Consider the following 15,781-nt stretch of genomic DNA (forward strand, 5'->3'; position numbering starts at 1 on the left):
TCGGGCTGCAGGAGGTTTTCTGATGGCGACAACTCGACGAACAGTGCATCCGCTGCTTGAGAAGCAACCAGAGCGAATCACGATAATGCAGTATATTCGCCGTATATTGATCCGTCCCGAGATGGGAGCGATTGTCGGGGCTATTGCAGTGTGGGTCTTCTTCGCGGTTGTAGCAGGTGATCGCGGCTTCTTAAGCCTGAGCGGCACAGCAACCTACCTGGCAGTCGCGGCAGAACTGGGCATTCTGGCGGTCGCCGCGGCGCTGCTGATGATCGGAGGCGAATTTGACCTATCGATTGGCTCTGTAAGCGGCGCGTGTAGCATGATCGTGACAATCTGCTCGGTTGAATTTGGCCTGGATATCTGGTCTTCTATCGCGATCGCGTTGCTTGTTTCGCTGCTGATCGGCTTCTTGAACGGAATACTCGTTCTGCGTACAGGCCTTTCCTCGTTTATTGTCACGCTGGCCTCGCTCTTCGTGGTTCGGGGGGCGACAATCGGCTTCACACGCCTGCTCACGGGGCGTACGCAGCTTGGTGGCCTGGAAGCGGTGCCCGGATATGACCTTGCGCATAGCATCTTTGCCAGCGGGATCATGCTTGGTGGGGCCAGTTTCCCGATCTCTATTGTCTGGTGGTTGGTCCTGGCGGCGCTTGCTACCTGGCTGCTTCTTGGGACGCGGTTTGGCAACTGGATTTATGGCGTTGGCGGTGATGCCCAGGCCTCGCGCAATATGGGTGTGCCGGTTGCCCGGGTCAAAATCATCCTGTTTATGCTGACGGCGCTTGCAGCCTGCCTTGTGGGCATTATCCAGACCGTCACATTTACGGGGGCCGACGTGCTGCGCGGCTCAAACAACGAGTTCCTGACCATTATCGCGGTAGTGGTTGGCGGCACGCTGCTGACCGGGGGCTACGGCTCGGCGATTGGTTCGGTGTTCGGGGCGCTGATCTTCGGCATGGTGCGTCAGGGGATCGTCTTTGCGGGAGTCGATGCGGATTGGTATCAGGTGTTTCTCGGGGTTATGCTGCTGCTTGCTGTGATCCTCAATCGCTTTGTTCGCACGTATGCTATGGAGGCTCGCCGATGAACACGCCACTTCTGGAAATACAGCATATCTCAAAGCGCTTTGGAAGCGTGGTGGCGCTCAATGATATTTCGATGACGGTGCAGTCAGGCGAGGTCATGTGCCTGCTTGGTGACAATGGCGCGGGCAAGTCCACCTTGATCAAGATTCTCTCCGGCGTGCACCAGCAGGACGAGGGGCGCTACCTTGTTGAAGGGAAAGAAGTGCACTTCCGTTCGCCGCGTGATGCGCTCAAAGCCGGAATTGCGACGGTTTATCAAGATCTTTCTATGATACCGCTGATGAGCATCGCGCGAAATTTCTTTCTTGGTGCAGAACCTACGCGGGGATGGGGACCGTTTCAGCGCTTTGATGTACAGCGTGCACATCGGGTGACAGGGGAAGAGCTGGCGAAAATGGGAATTTACGTGCGCGATACTGCTCAGCCGGTTGGCACGCTTTCGGGTGGTGAGCGCCAGTCGGTGGCAATCGCCCGGGCGGTTTACTTCGGGGCTCGTGTGCTGATTCTCGATGAGCCGACCGCCGCCCTGGGTGTGAAAGAGGCGGGAATTGTGTTGCGCTATATCGCCCAGGCCCGCGCCAGAGGCGTCGCCGTGATCTTTATCACGCATAATCCGCATCATGCCTATCCGATTGGTGATCGTTTTACGCTGCTGAATCGTGGGCGCGGCTATGGCACCTTCACGAAAGCGGAGATCAGCCGCGAAGAGCTGGTAGAGATGATGGCGGGCGGTGAGGAGCTGGAGGAGCTCAGTTTTGAGCTGGCCGAGTTTGCCCGTTCTGATGCTCGCCTCGCGCAGGCAGCAGAGGCGTTTCAGGCGGAAGTGCAGGAGCTTCATACAACACAGAAACAAGAGAAAAAGGAGTAATATATGCTGAAAGACGGAAAATTGTTGAATTTCATCGGTGGGATGTGGAAAGAGGCACAGACGAGCACATATCTGAAGGTGTACGATCCGGCAACCGCCGAGGCGCTGGCTGAGGTTCCCCTTTCGTCGGCACAAGATGTTGATGCGGCTGCACAGGCGGCTCGCTTGGCCTGGCCCGCATGGAGACGCACGCCGCCAACCGACCGGGTCCAGTATCTTTTCAAACTGAAGAGCCTGCTTGAGCAGCACCTTGACGAGATCGCGCAACTCATCACCCAGGAATGCGGCAAAACGCTGGCCGAGGCGAAGGGGGAGTTGCAGCGCGGCATTGAGAACATTGAGGTCGCGACCGGCATCCCGTCGCTGATGATGGGCTACAACGTTGAGGACATTGCGCGGGGGATCGACGAGCATCTGTTCCGGCAACCGGTCGGCGTTGTGGCAGCGATCACGCCATTTAACTTCCCTGGTATGATCCCGCTCTGGTTCTTGCCTTACGCGCTTGCTTGTGGTAACTGCTTTGTGCTCAAGCCGTCCGAAAAGGTGCCACTGACCATGAATCGCGTCTTCGACCTGATCGAGCAACTCGGCTTGCCGGCGGGCGTCGTCAACCTGGTGAACGGGGCAAAGGAGACCGTTGACGCCATTCTCGACCATCCCGTGATTCGGGCGATCTCCTTTGTTGGCTCATCGCCGGTTGCTCGCTACGTCTATAGCCGGGCGGCGGCGAACGGAAAGCGGGCCCAGTGTCAGGGTGGCGCAAAGAATACTGTGGTGGTTCTTCCTGACGCCGATATGGAGATGACCACGCGCATTGTGGCCGATTCCTCGTTTGGCTGCTCGGGTCAGCGCTGTCTGGCGACCTCGGTAGCGATTACGGTTGGCGATGCTCGCAAGCCGTTTACCGAGCGGATCGCGGAGGCGGCGCACACGCGCAAGGTCGGCTATGGGCTTGATCCGGCGGTCGAGATGGGGCCGGTTATTACGTCGGAAAGCAAGCAGAGAATCGAGAGTCTGATTCAAAGTGGCGTGCAGGAGGGCGCGAAGCCGCTTGTAGACGGGCGGAACGCGGCTATTCCAGGCTACGAGAATGGCTACTTTGTGCGCCCGACGATTCTGGATGAGGTGAACCCCGAGGGAAACCTTGCTCGTACAGAGATCTTTGGACCGGTCTTGAGCCTGATGCATGTGAAAACCGTTGATGAGGCAATTCGGCTTGTGAACGAGTCGTCATACGGGAATATGGCCTGTCTCTTTACCAGCAGCGGCGCGGCGGCACGGAAGTTCCGCTATGAGGCGCAGGCCGGGAATATCGGGATTAATATTGGTGTTGCGGCTCCAATGGCGTTCTTCCCCTTCTCGGGCTGGAAGGACAGCTTTTTCGGAGATATGCACGCGCAGGGACGCGATGCAATTGAGTTTTATACCGAGAAGAAGGTTGTGGTTGAGCGCTGGCCGAAGGAATGGTCACGCACGTTCTAAAGGAGTGTATAGCCGCTTGCTCCGGTGGATGATGCCGCCGGAGGAGCGGCACAAGCAAGGATGGTACACTATGACACGAATTCGTGTTGCGAATGCACCCTGTTCGTGGGGGATCCTTGAGTTCAGTGGTTTGGAGCGAGATCGTATCTCGTCTTCACAGATGCTTGATGAGATGCGTGCTACCGGTTATGAGGGAACAGAGTTCGGCGATTGGGGCCATCTCCCTACAGAACCCGAACAGCTCGGCGAGCTTCTGGAGCAGCATCAGCTTACGATGGTGGGCGCGTTTGTGCCGGTCGCGTTTCGCTTTGCCGAGCGGCTGGCCTCTGCTGAACAGGAGGTGCTCAGGCTTGCTCGTTTGCTTGCGGCTGTGGCGACCGAGGAGCATACGCCTTTGCTGATCCTGGCCGATGAGAACGGCACCGATAGCAGGCGTACAGGTAATGCGGGGCGGGTAACGCCCGAGATGGGGCTGACGGCTGACGAGTGGAAACACTTTGCGCGCAATGTGGAGCAGCTTGCGCGTCTGATACGAGATGAAACCGGGCTGGAAGCGGCTTTTCATCATCATTGCGCCGGGTTTGTGGAGACGCCTGCGGAGATCGAGCGGCTGCTTGAGCTGACCGCGCCTGAGCTGGTCGGGCTTGTCTTTGACACCGGACATTACCTGTATGGCAGTGGGACCAATAACGGGCAGGTTGTTAGCCATGGGTTTGCTCGCCTGCTTCCGCGCATTCGCCACGTCCACCTGAAAGATTGTCATCCGGGAGTAGCTGCACAGGCTCGCACAGCGGGTTGGGATTACTTTACTGCCCTTGCTCAAGGGGTGTTTTGCAAGCTCGGACAGGGAGCGGTCCCATTTGCAGATATCGTGCAACAGATGCGAGAGAGTGCATATGCTGGCTGGATTGTCGTTGAACAGGACATTCTCCCCGGTGCCACGGAGGAGCCACGCGAGAGCGCTCGTCGGAATCGCGACTACCTTCGTACGCTCGGCCTCTAGCATGGAGAGCATGAAGAACAAGTAGAAAAGGAGCGACGGCTATGACAACCCGGTGTCTTCAGGTGGGGGTGATCGGAGCCGGGCGAATTGGGTGCCTACACGTGGAACATCTTACAACTCGTATTCCTTCTGCACGCCTGTTGATGGTTGCCGATATTTCGGGCGAGAGAGCACAACAGTGTGCAGAACGGTTTGGTATCCCGGCATACAGCGCCAACTATCAGGACGTGATCCAGCATCCCGAGATCCAGGCAGTGGTCATCTGCTCATCGACCCATACGCATGCACAGCTTATCCAGGAAGCAGCAAAGGCGGGAAAGCATATCTTTTGTGAAAAGCCGCTCGCGCTGGATCTTGAGACCATCGATCAAATCGTGCAGACTGTCAAGCAGGCGGGGGTGCAGCTTCAGGTCGGCTTTAATCGCCGCTTCGATGCCAATTATGCGCGGGTGCGTCGGGCCATAGTGCAGGGCGAAATCGGCGAGCCGCGTCTGTTGCATATTATCAGTCGTGACCCTGCGCCGCCGCCTCTGGAGTACCTGCGCACCTCAGGCGGGCTCTTTCTTGATATGGCAATCCATGATTTTGATATGGTTCGCTACCTCATGGGAGCTGAAGTCGAAGAAGTATATGTGCAGGCGGCGCGGGTGCTTGACTCGCATATTGCAGCTATAGGCGATATCGATGCCGCGATTACGGTACTACGGTGCACAAATGGTGCGGTTGCGACTATTGATAATAGTCGTTCCACTGCTTATGGATATGATCAGCGCGTAGAGGTGCTTGGCAGCGCTGGCGCGATTCACACCGATAACCGCTATCCGAATGCAGCAACGCTGATGGATGCGCACGGGGTGCGACGCGATCTGCCTTTGCATTTTTTCCTTGAGCGCTATGCTGAGAGCTTTTATGCAGAGATGGCAGCATTTGTAGAGGCGCTGTTACAGCAGCGGTCGGTGCCGGTGAACGGGGAGGATGGTCGTGCTCCGGTCGCGCTTGCCCTGGCCGCACAGCGTTCTCTCCAGGAGCGGCGGCCTGTTCGCCTGGACGAGATCCCTTAGCGTATCCTCTTCTCGGGCTGAATCGGCGCTCATGGCGGTTCGAGGGGGTGCTCTAAAGCTCGTCTTTGCTTTTGAAACATTGAATATACTGTAAACAGATGTTATGATAGATGCAGGATATTCTTGAGTTTCATACAAGCGAGCAGGCAGAATGACGTGCCAGCACCGGCAGAGAGAGAGCGCTATTATGGAGCACGGCCACGAACATGAGCAGCCAGCCCGAGAAGATCTTTTTATACAGCTTCTGCATGAAGATTACCATTTCTATCGGGGAAAGGGGAAAGCGCATATTGTCCAGGAAAAGGTGACGCGAATGGGCGAAAATGTGACGCTGGACTGGGGAGCACAGACATTGTGTGGACTTGACAGCCAATTCCTGAAGCGGCTGAAAGAGCGCGAGTTGCGGGATGACGACCTATGCGCTGTCTGTCGGCATTGCGCGTTTGTCGTCCAGCCCTATCAAAAGGATGCCCAGCGGCACTATATTCGTGAGGTGAGCAAGCAGGTAGAGGGCTAGGGGAGTGCCGGAAACTGCTCTCGCTCAATAGTTGTAGAGAAGAGGATCAGCAGCCCGCTGAGATTATAGAAAGAGTGTAACAGAATCGGAAGCCAGAGGCGCCGACTATACTCATAGAGGAGGGAACAGCAAACGCCTAGCAGGAAAATCAAAGGGATAACTGAGGGATCAGTATGTAATACTGCATAAATCGCGCTATTAACGCCTGTACTGAGAGCAAGCTTCCAGCGTTGTCGCAAAAACGTGTAGAGCACACCACGAAATAGCAGCTCTTCCGCAAATGGAGTCAAGATACCGACAAGAAAAGCAAGGGCAATCATACCATGCCAGGAAAGCAGATAGGGTTGAAGATGCCTGGTTTGTAGCGGCAGATGAAGCTGTATTTCCAGCAGATGAATAAGCAGTACAAAAAGCACCGAGAGCAAACGCAATGCCAGCGCGAGCCCGAGAGCCAGCCCCAAGCCGCGCCACGACACGCCTCGTCCCCATACGATTTGTGTGCGAACATGATCTACCAGACAGACGGCGCCGATCAGAGAACAGCCAGTGATAAGCAGGCGCACATACACGCGCACCGCATGCAGCGGCGTGTCAGGAGGGAGGAGTTCCCAGAGCGTTCCTTCAAGCACAAGGATCAGGACAAAAGCGGCAAGAAAGATAAATCCGACATCTTTCCAACGCCAGGGTTGCTGCTTGCTTGGTATCTGCTTTTGTGGCTCATCCATGCCTTGTAAATCCTTACGCGGCCATCAGGTCGGCCAGGCGAGGAAAGTAGCTCTGCATGTGGAGAAGGAACTGTTGGGCGATGGGCGGCAACGGATCTCGTTTGTTCCAGACGAGTTGAAGCATGCGCCGCATTGGTCGCTCCTGCACGGTAATCTCGTGAAGCTGCTCAAGCATTCGTTCCTGCTCAACGACGTAATCGGGCAGGATGGTCAGGCTGGTGCCGCTCTTGACGACCTGCTTGATTGATTCCAGGTTGTCGAATTCGGCGTCGATATGGGGGCGGATGCCGAAGGCGCGAAAGTGCTCCTCAAGCCATGTCCGGGCCTGACACTCAGGATGACGCATCACAAAGGCCTGCCCGTTGAGCTCACGAAATGAGATGCTGGTGCGGTTCCACCAGGGATGTCTGGGGCCGACGATGACCCGGTGCGTGATCTCGTGAAGCGGGCAGAGGGCCAGCGTTTCCATTTCTTCCGGCTCAATTTCGCCCTCGATGAACCCTATATGGATTTGGTTGGTCAGCAGGCTGATGAGCAGTTGTGAGGTAACTTCGGTCTGAAGCGCGATCGTGACCTGTGGGAAGCGCTGCTTGAATGATTGCATCCACTCCGGCAAAAAGTATTCACCTATACCGGGCGTCGCGCCGATCAGCAGGCGTCCCTGCGAGAGCCGCTCAACCTCGGTTACCGCGGCCTTTGCCTCGGCGACCAGCTTCAAAATGTCCTGCGCGTATGTATGCAGCGTTTTCCCGGCAGCGGTCAGCTCGACACCCCGGGGACCACGTCGAAAGAGCTGCGTGCCCAGGCTCATCTCAAGCTCATGTATATGCTGGCTGATTGCTGGCTGCGACATATACATACGTGTGGCCGCTTTGCTCAGGCTCCCTTCCTGAGCGACCAGCACAAAGATTTCCAGTTTGTAGAGATCCATAGAACTTCCACCATAATGCGAATGACATAAGTAAATCCTTATATCTATTATAACCCTTTTGGGAGAGCTTTTGCCCTCTTTTTGGTCTACAATGAGCCTACAAGAAGAAACGCGCAGCGTGAGAATGGAGAAAACCAATGCTTCTCAAGTATTTCTATGATGAGCGGCTGGCCCAGGCATCCTACCTTGTGGGCTGTCAGCAAACAGGCGAGGCGATCGTGATCGACCCTGCACGAGATGTGCGCCCCTACCTTGAGGCGGCTCGTCAGGCCGGCCTACGTATCACGCATGTGACCGAAACGCATATCCACGCCGATTTTGTGAGCGGGAGCCGTGACCTGGCTGCGCAGAGTGGCGCAACCATCTATCTGAGCGACATGGGCGGTGCTGATTGGAAATATGCCTATGCACATGAAGCAAATGTAGCACTTCTTCACGATAATGATACATTTATGGTCGGAAATGTGCGCTTCCAGGTGATGCACACGCCCGGTCATACACCCGAGCACATCTCTTTTGTGCTGACCGATACGGCGGGCGCTGATGAGCCACTGGGCATCTTCACCGGTGACTTCCTCTTTGTCGGTGATGTGGGGCGTCCCGATCTGCTTGAAGTGGCTGCTGGACAGCAAGGAACCAAAGAAGCGGGCGCACGGCAGCAGTTCGCCAATGTGCAGAAGCTGAAGAGCCTGCCGGATTATCTGCAAATCTGGCCGGGACACGGTGCGGGAAGTGCCTGCGGTAAGGCACTGGGAGCCCTTCCATCAACAACACTGGGATACGAGAAGCGCTTCAATCCAGCATTTCAAATCGAGCAGGAAGAGGAGTTCGTGCGCTGGCTGCTTGCAGGACAACCTGAACCACCACATTACTTCTCCCGCATGAAACTGGTCAATAAGCAGGGGCCAGCCCTGTTGCAGGAGCTTGCGGAGCCGCAGCAGCTTGATACACATCGGTTGGAGGCGCTGCTTGCTGAACAGGCTCAGATTATTGACCTGCGTTCGCTTCCTGCCTACACTCAGGCGGCTGTTTCGGGAACGGTCAGTATCCCGGCTGATCGTGCGAGCTTTGTGACCTTTGTTGGCTGGCTGGTTCGCTATGATCAACCAACCTACTTGATTGTTTCAGATTCCACAGAGCTTGGGCGTTTGCTTCCGGCGCTGCGCTCGATCGGGGTAGATGCCATTGCTGGCTACTGGGACGAGCAGGCAATCCAGCCGCTTGTAGAGCCGTTCCCGGTTCTTAGCGCTGAGGCCTTCGCTAGACGACGCGCGCAGGAGCCGCTGCTGCTCCTGGATGTGCGCAATAACGGCGAGTTTCAGCAACAGCATCTGCTTGATGCCTATCATATCCCTCTGGGACGGCTCCTGGAGCATCTTGAGGCATTACCGCGTACGCAACCGATCGTGACGCAGTGTGCCAGTGGCTACCGGGCGCATATTGCTGCTAGCCTGCTTCGGGCGCATGGTCTGACGAATGTCATGGCCTCGCAGGAGAGCTTTGACGCCTGGGCGCGAGCGGTTCCGCTGGCATAGCCTACCAGCCAAAGCTATCGAACCAACGCCCCTCGCGGTAGTTCTCAAGCGCCTTGCGTACATAGGGAATGGTGTTTGAGGGGAGTGCCGCGAGGGGATACCATTGCAGCGCCGAGCATTTTTCCGGCTCACAGTTCGTGATGCTCCCCCGCCAGGTGTGGGCGGTGAGGAAGAAGTCAATACGCTCCTCTTCTGCTTTGCGATGCATAACACCAACAACCTGCAAATCGGGTAGCGCGATATCTATGCCTGCTTCCTCGCGTGCCTCGCGCTGCATTGCTGCCCTGACCTCCTCATTTCCATCGAGATGCCCCGCGATCACGCTCCAATTGCCGTCTTCATATCCGGTGTTGGCGCGCTGGAGTAAGAGTACCTGATCATTCTGGATGAGGAAAAGATGAACGGCAGCAATAAAGGAAAAACGGGTCTGTTTCTTCGCCTTCATGATGTGTGCTTTCTCTCAACGGTTTCTAGATTGAAATAGACTGACTGTTTTGGCAGATGTAGATTTATTCTGTACTTTTATACTATCCCGCCAAGCAGCTCGCTCAGGCGTTGGGTTGCAAGCAGTTGCGTCTGCTTTCGATCAGCCTCCTGCGGCATTTCCAGAGCTGGCATGAATTGGATAGAGACCTCTGGGCGCCGAAACAGGTATGAGATGCGCAGCCGGAGCGGACCGCGATAGCGTGCAGGGATCAGCGGGACGTCGGCTCGCAGGGCAATCGTTACGGCGCCTTGCTTGAGCGCGATATCCTCGCTTTTACGTGTGCCACCCGGAAAAATGCCGACTACCTTGCCCTCACGCAAGAGCTGGAGTGGTGTCTTGAGGGCGCTTGGTCCCGGGTTTTCACGATTTACCGGGAAAGCATGGATTGAGCGAAGGAACCGGGCAATGAGCTTATGCTGAAAGAGTTCCCTCTTCGCCATATAGTGAACAGGGCGGGGCTGGACGGCATAGGCCAGAAAGATGACATCCAGCCAGGAGACGTGATTGCAGGCCAGGACAGCCCCACCCTGTGAAGGGACGTGTTCTCTTCCAGAAAAAGAGATGCGAAAGAAAAGTGGAAGGAGAAGACGGGCAATAAGGGCGACGAAACGATACATGTGGGTTTCTTTTCTCTCCTTTGTTGAGCTGTTTGCATGTATCATACAGGGAAGCAGGGAGGAGCGCAATCTTTTTTTTGTGTACTGATGACCTCGATAAAAAAAGCGAGCAAGGGAGTATTCCCCTGCCCGCGAATCCCTGTTTTATTCAGCAATAATCTGCTGTTTGCCCAGGACAACAGGTGAAGTGAGATCCCGGCTGAATGGCTTCAGATGAATCTGGAACGCGAAGTCTTTCAGGTGAAGCCGATATTGCGGCCACGCTTCGGGACCACAACTGGCGCTTCCGATGCCGTGCTGCGCATAATCGAGGTGTAGAATCACTTCGTCGCGCTTCTCAAGGTAGCAATCGTGTGGAACCCGCTCCAGATCCTGCGCGGTATAGTAGTGGGCGCTGAAATCAAGTTGCGGGGTGCCACTGGCGAACAGGCCAACACCGCGCGTATCGGTCAGAGCGAGCCAGCGGACGTCAGTTCGGTTGCCGTTCTCCTGAGGGCGCTCGTAGTGCGTGAAGAGCTCATCAACGCTCTTGCGATACACGCCGACGCGGTTTGCCAGCTTCGTATCAATGTAGGATTCGCCGGGGCCGCGTCCGTACCATGTCACGTCGTTCAGCTCCTTGACGAGCCCGAGCGAGAGACCAAGCCGGGGCAGTGACTCCGGAGCTTTCCCCTGTGGCGCTCCCTGAAGCTCAACAGTGACATCTCCGCTTCCATAAATGGTGTAGGTGTAAGTGCAATTCAGCCCCCATGAATAGATGGGCGGCGCAACCCGAGCCTTCACCTGCACGGTCACTGCTTTGCCGCTTGCGTCGCGCTGCCAGGAGAGCGCATCGACACGATGGGTCAGTGCGTGCAGGCCAGCCTCGCGCCATTTGCGGACAATATGCACGTCGTTATCGGTTGGCGCGCGCCAGACATCCAGACGCGGGCCTCTGGTAAGCAGCCGCTTCCCTGCGAACGTCCAGTCAGTGATGACGCCATAGAGGCGGTCGAAGCTGATGCTGAAATCGGTGCCACTGATCGTGAGCAGGCCGCCGACCTCTTCACAGGTTACCTCATCCATGTCGCGATAGGAAAGCGCGCTGACTGGTTCCCGGGCAGGAGCCACTAAGAACTGTTCCCATGCGACTTCATGCCCAGCCTGCGCCCAGAGCGTTGCCGTAGCAAGCCGGAAGCTGAGATTCAGCCAGTAATCGCTTATCGGATTGTTCGGCAACTCGTACGGAATAGTGATGGTCTCGCTTTGCCGGGCCGCGATGGCGGGAAGTGGCAGTGTGCCTGCTTGCAGTATCTGGCCGTCTGCTTCAATGCTCCAATCGAGGCGCAGATGCTCCAGGCTTGCGAAATCGTAGCGGTTGGTCAGGCGCACGGTTCCGGCCTTCAAATCGACGGCCTCAACCTGCACTGGCTCGATGACTTTCTTGTATTCGGTCAGACCGGGCGAAGGGGTGCGATCGGCCATGACAAGCCCGTCCATCACGAAGTTACCGTCGTGTGGATACTCGCCGAAGTCGCCACCGTAGGCAAAGTAGGTTTTCCCGTCGGGCGTCGTTTGCCTGATGCCATGATCGAGCCATTCCCAGACAAAGCCGCCCTGCAAACGCTTATAAGTGTAAAATGCGTCCCAGTATTCCTTGAATCCGCCGGGGCCGTTGCCCATTGCATGCGCGTATTCGGTCATGATGTGCGGCTTCTCAAGGTCGTCGCGCTTGCCAAGCTCAATCATCTTATCGATCGGGGTATACATGGAGCCGATGACATCAGCGGATTGAGCTTCGTAATCATTTTCATAGTGCACGAGGCGCGTCGGGTCATATGCTTTGGTCCAGCGGTACATAGCGTCGTGGTTGCGCCCATAGGCCGACTCGTTACCAAGCGACCAGAGAATGATGCTTGGATGATTCTTGTCGCGGTAGACCATACGCCGCATGCGATCGAGATAAGCCGCTTCCCAGGCCGGGTTATCGGAAGTCCAGCCGGCAGGATTGGAGCCATCGCCGGTCGTGAAGAATCCGTGACATTCGAGGTCCGTTTCGTCGATCATATACAGGCCGTACTCGTCGCACAGGTCGTAGAAGCGCGGATCATCGGGGTAATGTGAGGTACGCACCGCGTTGATATTGTGCCGCTTCATCAGCAGAATATCCTCGATCATCCAGCTCAGGGGGACCGCTCGGCCCAGGTCGGGGTGATGTTCGTGGCGGTTCACGCCCTTGAAGATGATCGGCACGCCGTTGACCAGCAGATTGCCGTTTTTCAGCTCTATTGCCCGGAAGCCGACGCGTTGTGCGATCACCTGCGAGACGGCACCACATTCGTCATAGAGTGTCAGGAGAAGATGATATATATACGGTGTTTCAGCGGTCCACTTCTGCGGGTTCTGGATTGGCATTTCTAGATATACTTCATCAGTAATTGCAGCAGAAGTAGAGGCAACCGGTTGCTTCTGTGCATCCAGCAAGCGAGCCTCAAGCTTTCCTGCCTGCCCGGCTGCCAGCTTTGCCTGAACGCGTAGAGTGGCATCCTGATAGCGCTCGTCCAGCTCGGTACGCACGGTATAATCTTCGATGTGGAGCGGCGGCATAGCAATCAAATAGACGTCACGGAAAATGCCGCTGAGCCACCACATGTCCTGATCTTCGATATAGGAGCCGTCGGACCATTGATAGACCCGCACGGAGACGCTGTTCTCGCCTGGAGCGACCAGGTTGGTGATGTCGAACTCCGATGGGAGGCGGCTTCCCTGGCTATAGCCGACCTCTTTCCCATTCACCCAGACGTGGAATGCACTATCAACGCCCTCGAAGCGCAGGCGGATCTGCTGTCCCTGCCAGCTTGCGGGTATCGTGAAGGTGCGGCGATATGAGCCAGTGGGGTTCTCGGTTGGCACATGAGGCGGATCTACCGGGAAGGGATACACAACGTTGGTGTAGTGCGGCCGCCCGTAGCCCTGGAGCTGCCAGCAACCTGGGACCGCGATTTCGTCCCAGGCGGCAACATCGAAATTTGCCGCGAAAAAGCCTGCTGGCGCGTGTTCTGGAGCGTCTGCATAGTGGAATTTCCACATGCCATTCAGCAGACGGATGGAGGAGGAGGCGCCGCGATCATATGTCAGTGCGGTGCGTTCATCCTGATACGGAATGAAATATGCTCGATCGGGCAAGCGGTTGCGTTGGAGTATTTCTAGATTTTCCCAGTCCCTGGGTGTATCCGTATTCCAATACTGCATAAAGAATTTTCTACTCCTGATATGCTAAGGTCCTGGCGTTCGCTCGATGAGCACCAGGTGATAACGCTGAACCACAATGACACACGTTGTGAACAGGATATGCTGTGCATTGGTGTACAATGTGCCGTTGCCGTTTGGAGCTGTTCACGCTTCTTTGCTCTTTTCCTTCAGATGGTGCGCCATTGCCTCCTTCATTATATAATCTTTTACTGCTTGCTTGCAACAATACTCACACTGAATCTTGCGGGCAGTGCTGTTCATTCTCGATAGCCAATAGGCCTTGTATTCGCGTATACCTGAATGGCGCTGAGTGGATATTCTGCCGTGTTCGCTGCCTGCTTTCCGGATGCACTCTGTTTGTCTGATACTGGTGCTATGCGGAAATAGAGGAAAGATCGCTATTTCTCTGTTGTTTTGACAAACCGGGCGTTGGTCAATTGTACCAGCTCGCTCACGGCAAGTTGCAGGTTGATGCCGCGCTGTCCAGCACTGATCACGATATGTTCGAAATTGCGCGCATGCTCGTCAAGCAGGACATCAAAGGGGCGATTGATCAGGGCCAGCGCCGAGATGCCGCCGACTTTGAGCCCGGTGAGCTTTTCTGCTTCGGCGTGTGTTGCCATGCGAATGCTTTTTGTGCCGAGCTCGTGAGCAAGCAGACGGAGATCAAGCTGAAGGTTACCCGGAATAATGACCAGCAGTGGATGACCTCCTTCCCTCTCGCGCAGCGCTACGAGCGTCTTGAAGACCTGCGACGGATTGACACCGATTGTCGCGGCGACCTCTTCTGCATTATGAATCGTATCGGGAAAGTAATAGGGTGTATATGGAATCTTTCGACTATCGAGTAGACGCATAGCCATAGTGCGGGTCGCTTTTGCCATCAGCGTTTGCTCCTCCTCTATTTCTATTGACCGCTCACAGAAATACAAGAAAAAAGGAATCTGAAAAAGCGGTACGCTCTCTCCTTTTTTATACCCTCGTCGAGAAATGCTGTAAATGGCTCTTTTTGGGGAGAGGAAGGACCGAGCATTCGATCCTTCCGAGCGTTGTGGCTACTGTTGCGTGAGCAGAAAGAGAAGCGGGAAGAGCCCCAGGCCAACCGCGTCAACCAGCCAGTGTCCTATCACCAGAGGAAGCAGCCGCTTCATTTTGAGGTAGAGCAGGCAGAAGACGGGAGCCATCAGGAACATGCCCAGGAAACGAGCAAGCGCATCCTGCCAGCCGGTCAGGGCAAAGGCGATGTGCTGGACGCCGAAGCCAAGCGCACTGAGCAGCAGCGCGGGCCAGAGGCGCCCGGTGAGCGCGATCAGGCGCGGAAAAGCATATGCGCGGTAGGTAAGCTCTTCGGCGATGCCAATGGTCAGCGGCGAAATGAACGTGCTGAATAGAAAGATGCCCGTGACGATGGGGAGCGTGCTGGCATCGTAGCCGCTCGTCGCGCTCTGGGGCGTGCTGAAGGCGGTTGGCCCATAGACCAGCAGGGCCGCGATGGTGTTCGCAATATACAGACAGACGAAGAGGAGCACGAAAAGCAAGAGTCCAAGCAGGATATCACGCAGGAGCTTGTTTCGCTCAATGCCGAACAGGTCGCGTAGCCGCAGCCCCTCTCGGTGCGTCAGCCAGCGCAGCAGCAGCACGCAGACGAGGTCGGCGGTGAAGGTGATGGTCACGTTGCTGGATAGCATCGCCATAGAGAACGCTTGCTTGCTGTGCAGCGCTGAAAAGATCAGGTACGCAAGCAGAATGCCGATGAGTACCAGCGGAAGGCGAATAAAGTTCATCAGCAGCGGCCAGAGCGGGCGAATGCGTCCATCACGCACTTTTTGCTTCAATGCTTCGATACTATTTGGCTTCTCCTGGAATTCTTCGCTTCTACGCGGTAGTACATCAGTTTTCATGTCTCATCTCCTTTTATAAGCATATCACTGTATCGCTTTGAAGCAAGTGTACCATCATGAGATGCACTACGCGATAAAATTCGGCTGAATGGAGCACAGGCGCAGATAACAGGCGCAAAAATGGCCTTGAAAGGACGGCAAAGAGGGCTGTATGGAGCAAATAAAGGGGTGAATGCAGCAACCTTCCAGATAAAACGAATCCGCACGCTCGATTTTTCCAGCAAGGCGTTCGTCCTTTTCTGGAGTTTGGGCTGCACTATTCCTGCATCTCTGGTTTTTTTGCTGTGCCTGGCCGGTACCTTCAGAGGAGAGCGGGTTTCATGCGGGCTGTTTTG

Annotated in this window: 14 protein-coding genes; 7 read left to right on the forward strand and 7 right to left on the reverse strand. The window is 55.8% G+C overall.

The annotated features are described in order from the left end of the window. Positions 1-22: 22 nt before the first annotated feature. The 6 genes from KTH_RS04805 (at position 23) to KTH_RS04830 (ending at position 6,019) form a co-directional block, all read left to right on the forward strand. Positions 23-1,090, forward strand: a complete 1,068-nt coding sequence (locus tag KTH_RS04805; protein ID WP_174843892.1) for an ABC transporter permease — start codon at positions 23-25, stop codon at positions 1,088-1,090. After that, complete coding sequence (locus tag KTH_RS04810; RefSeq protein ID WP_111323330.1) at positions 1,087-1,956, forward strand: ATP-binding cassette domain-containing protein; 870 nt, start codon at positions 1,087-1,089, stop codon at positions 1,954-1,956. Before KTH_RS04805 ends, KTH_RS04810 begins: the two co-directional genes overlap by 4 nt. 3 nt (positions 1,957-1,959) lie before the next feature. Beyond that, positions 1,960-3,438: a CoA-acylating methylmalonate-semialdehyde dehydrogenase gene (locus KTH_RS04815; protein ID WP_497616756.1), complete on the forward strand. Its 1,479-nt coding sequence runs from the start codon at positions 1,960-1,962 to the stop codon at positions 3,436-3,438. Between the two features lie 70 nt (positions 3,439-3,508). After that, a complete protein-coding gene (locus KTH_RS04820; protein WP_497616758.1) occupies positions 3,509-4,441 on the forward strand; it encodes a TIM barrel protein in 933 nt (310 codons plus the stop codon). Positions 4,442-4,482: 41 nt separating this feature from the next. Further along, on the forward strand, positions 4,483-5,502 hold the full coding sequence (gene iolG, locus KTH_RS04825) for an inositol 2-dehydrogenase (protein ID WP_497616761.1): 1,020 nt from the start codon (positions 4,483-4,485) through the stop codon (positions 5,500-5,502). A 187-nt stretch (positions 5,503-5,689) separates the two neighbouring features. After that, positions 5,690-6,019 carry a hypothetical protein gene (locus KTH_RS04830; RefSeq protein ID WP_497616763.1) on the forward strand — a complete coding sequence of 110 codons (330 nt, stop codon included), beginning with the start codon at positions 5,690-5,692 and terminating at the stop codon, positions 6,017-6,019. On the opposite strand, the gene KTH_RS04835 is transcribed toward KTH_RS04830, so the two are convergent. After that, positions 6,016-6,744 carry a CPBP family intramembrane glutamic endopeptidase gene (locus tag KTH_RS04835; protein WP_497616765.1) on the reverse strand — a complete coding sequence of 243 codons (729 nt, stop codon included), beginning with the start codon at positions 6,742-6,744 and terminating at the stop codon, positions 6,016-6,018. The genes KTH_RS04830 and KTH_RS04835 overlap by 4 nt on opposite strands. A gap of 13 nt (positions 6,745-6,757) precedes the next feature. Next, a complete protein-coding gene (locus KTH_RS04840; RefSeq protein ID WP_497616767.1) occupies positions 6,758-7,675 on the reverse strand; it encodes a LysR family transcriptional regulator in 918 nt (305 codons plus the stop codon). A gap of 137 nt (positions 7,676-7,812) precedes the next feature. Here KTH_RS04840 and KTH_RS04845 point away from each other — a divergent pair, with 137 nt between their 5' ends. Further along, positions 7,813-9,210 carry an MBL fold metallo-hydrolase gene (locus tag KTH_RS04845; protein WP_497616769.1) on the forward strand — a complete coding sequence of 466 codons (1,398 nt, stop codon included), beginning with the start codon at positions 7,813-7,815 and terminating at the stop codon, positions 9,208-9,210. Position 9,211: 1 nt separating this feature from the next. Here KTH_RS04845 and KTH_RS04850 read toward each other — a convergent pair whose 3' ends face one another. From KTH_RS04850 to KTH_RS04870, 5 genes are all read right to left on the reverse strand, one after another. After that, entirely contained in the window at positions 9,212-9,655 is a 444-nt protein-coding gene (locus KTH_RS04850) for an NUDIX hydrolase (RefSeq protein WP_111323344.1), read from the reverse strand. A 77-nt stretch (positions 9,656-9,732) separates the two neighbouring features. Further along, entirely contained in the window at positions 9,733-10,314 is a 582-nt protein-coding gene (locus KTH_RS04855) for a lysophospholipid acyltransferase family protein (protein WP_170142639.1), read from the reverse strand. A gap of 144 nt (positions 10,315-10,458) precedes the next feature. Continuing rightward, positions 10,459-13,545, reverse strand: a complete 3,087-nt coding sequence (gene lacZ, locus KTH_RS04860; RefSeq protein ID WP_111323348.1) for a beta-galactosidase, LacZ type — start codon at positions 13,543-13,545, stop codon at positions 10,459-10,461. 398 nt (positions 13,546-13,943) lie between these two features. Then, a complete protein-coding gene (locus KTH_RS04865; RefSeq protein WP_111323352.1) occupies positions 13,944-14,429 on the reverse strand; it encodes an aminoacyl-tRNA deacylase in 486 nt (161 codons plus the stop codon). A 171-nt stretch (positions 14,430-14,600) separates the two neighbouring features. Continuing rightward, positions 14,601-15,446, reverse strand: a complete 846-nt coding sequence (locus tag KTH_RS04870; protein WP_497616773.1) for a CPBP family intramembrane glutamic endopeptidase — start codon at positions 15,444-15,446, stop codon at positions 14,601-14,603. Positions 15,447-15,781 lie beyond the last annotated feature (335 nt).

Source organism: Thermosporothrix sp. COM3, from assembly GCF_059696735.1.

Excerpts from the sequence above, each read along its gene's own strand:
- KTH_RS04805 (WP_174843892.1), top strand. The coding sequence starts at position 23 with ATGGCGACAACTCGACGAACAGTGCATCCGCTGCTTGAGAAGCAACCA.
- KTH_RS04810 (WP_111323330.1), top strand. The coding sequence starts at position 1,087 with ATGAACACGCCACTTCTGGAAATACAGCATATCTCAAAGCGCTTTGGA.
- KTH_RS04815 (WP_497616756.1), top strand. The coding sequence starts at position 1,960 with ATGCTGAAAGACGGAAAATTGTTGAATTTCATCGGTGGGATGTGGAAA.
- KTH_RS04820 (WP_497616758.1), top strand. The coding sequence starts at position 3,509 with ATGACACGAATTCGTGTTGCGAATGCACCCTGTTCGTGGGGGATCCTT.
- iolG (WP_497616761.1), top strand. The coding sequence starts at position 4,483 with ATGACAACCCGGTGTCTTCAGGTGGGGGTGATCGGAGCCGGGCGAATT.
- KTH_RS04830 (WP_497616763.1), top strand. The coding sequence starts at position 5,690 with ATGGAGCACGGCCACGAACATGAGCAGCCAGCCCGAGAAGATCTTTTT.
- KTH_RS04835 (WP_497616765.1), bottom strand. The coding sequence starts at position 6,744 with ATGGATGAGCCACAAAAGCAGATACCAAGCAAGCAGCAACCCTGGCGT.
- KTH_RS04840 (WP_497616767.1), bottom strand. The coding sequence starts at position 7,675 with ATGGATCTCTACAAACTGGAAATCTTTGTGCTGGTCGCTCAGGAAGGG.
- KTH_RS04845 (WP_497616769.1), top strand. The coding sequence starts at position 7,813 with ATGCTTCTCAAGTATTTCTATGATGAGCGGCTGGCCCAGGCATCCTAC.
- KTH_RS04850 (WP_111323344.1), bottom strand. The coding sequence starts at position 9,655 with ATGAAGGCGAAGAAACAGACCCGTTTTTCCTTTATTGCTGCCGTTCAT.
- KTH_RS04855 (WP_170142639.1), bottom strand. The coding sequence starts at position 10,314 with ATGTATCGTTTCGTCGCCCTTATTGCCCGTCTTCTCCTTCCACTTTTC.
- lacZ (WP_111323348.1), bottom strand. The coding sequence starts at position 13,545 with ATGCAGTATTGGAATACGGATACACCCAGGGACTGGGAAAATCTAGAA.
- KTH_RS04865 (WP_111323352.1), bottom strand. The coding sequence starts at position 14,429 with ATGGCAAAAGCGACCCGCACTATGGCTATGCGTCTACTCGATAGTCGA.
- KTH_RS04870 (WP_497616773.1), bottom strand. The coding sequence starts at position 15,446 with ATGAAAACTGATGTACTACCGCGTAGAAGCGAAGAATTCCAGGAGAAG.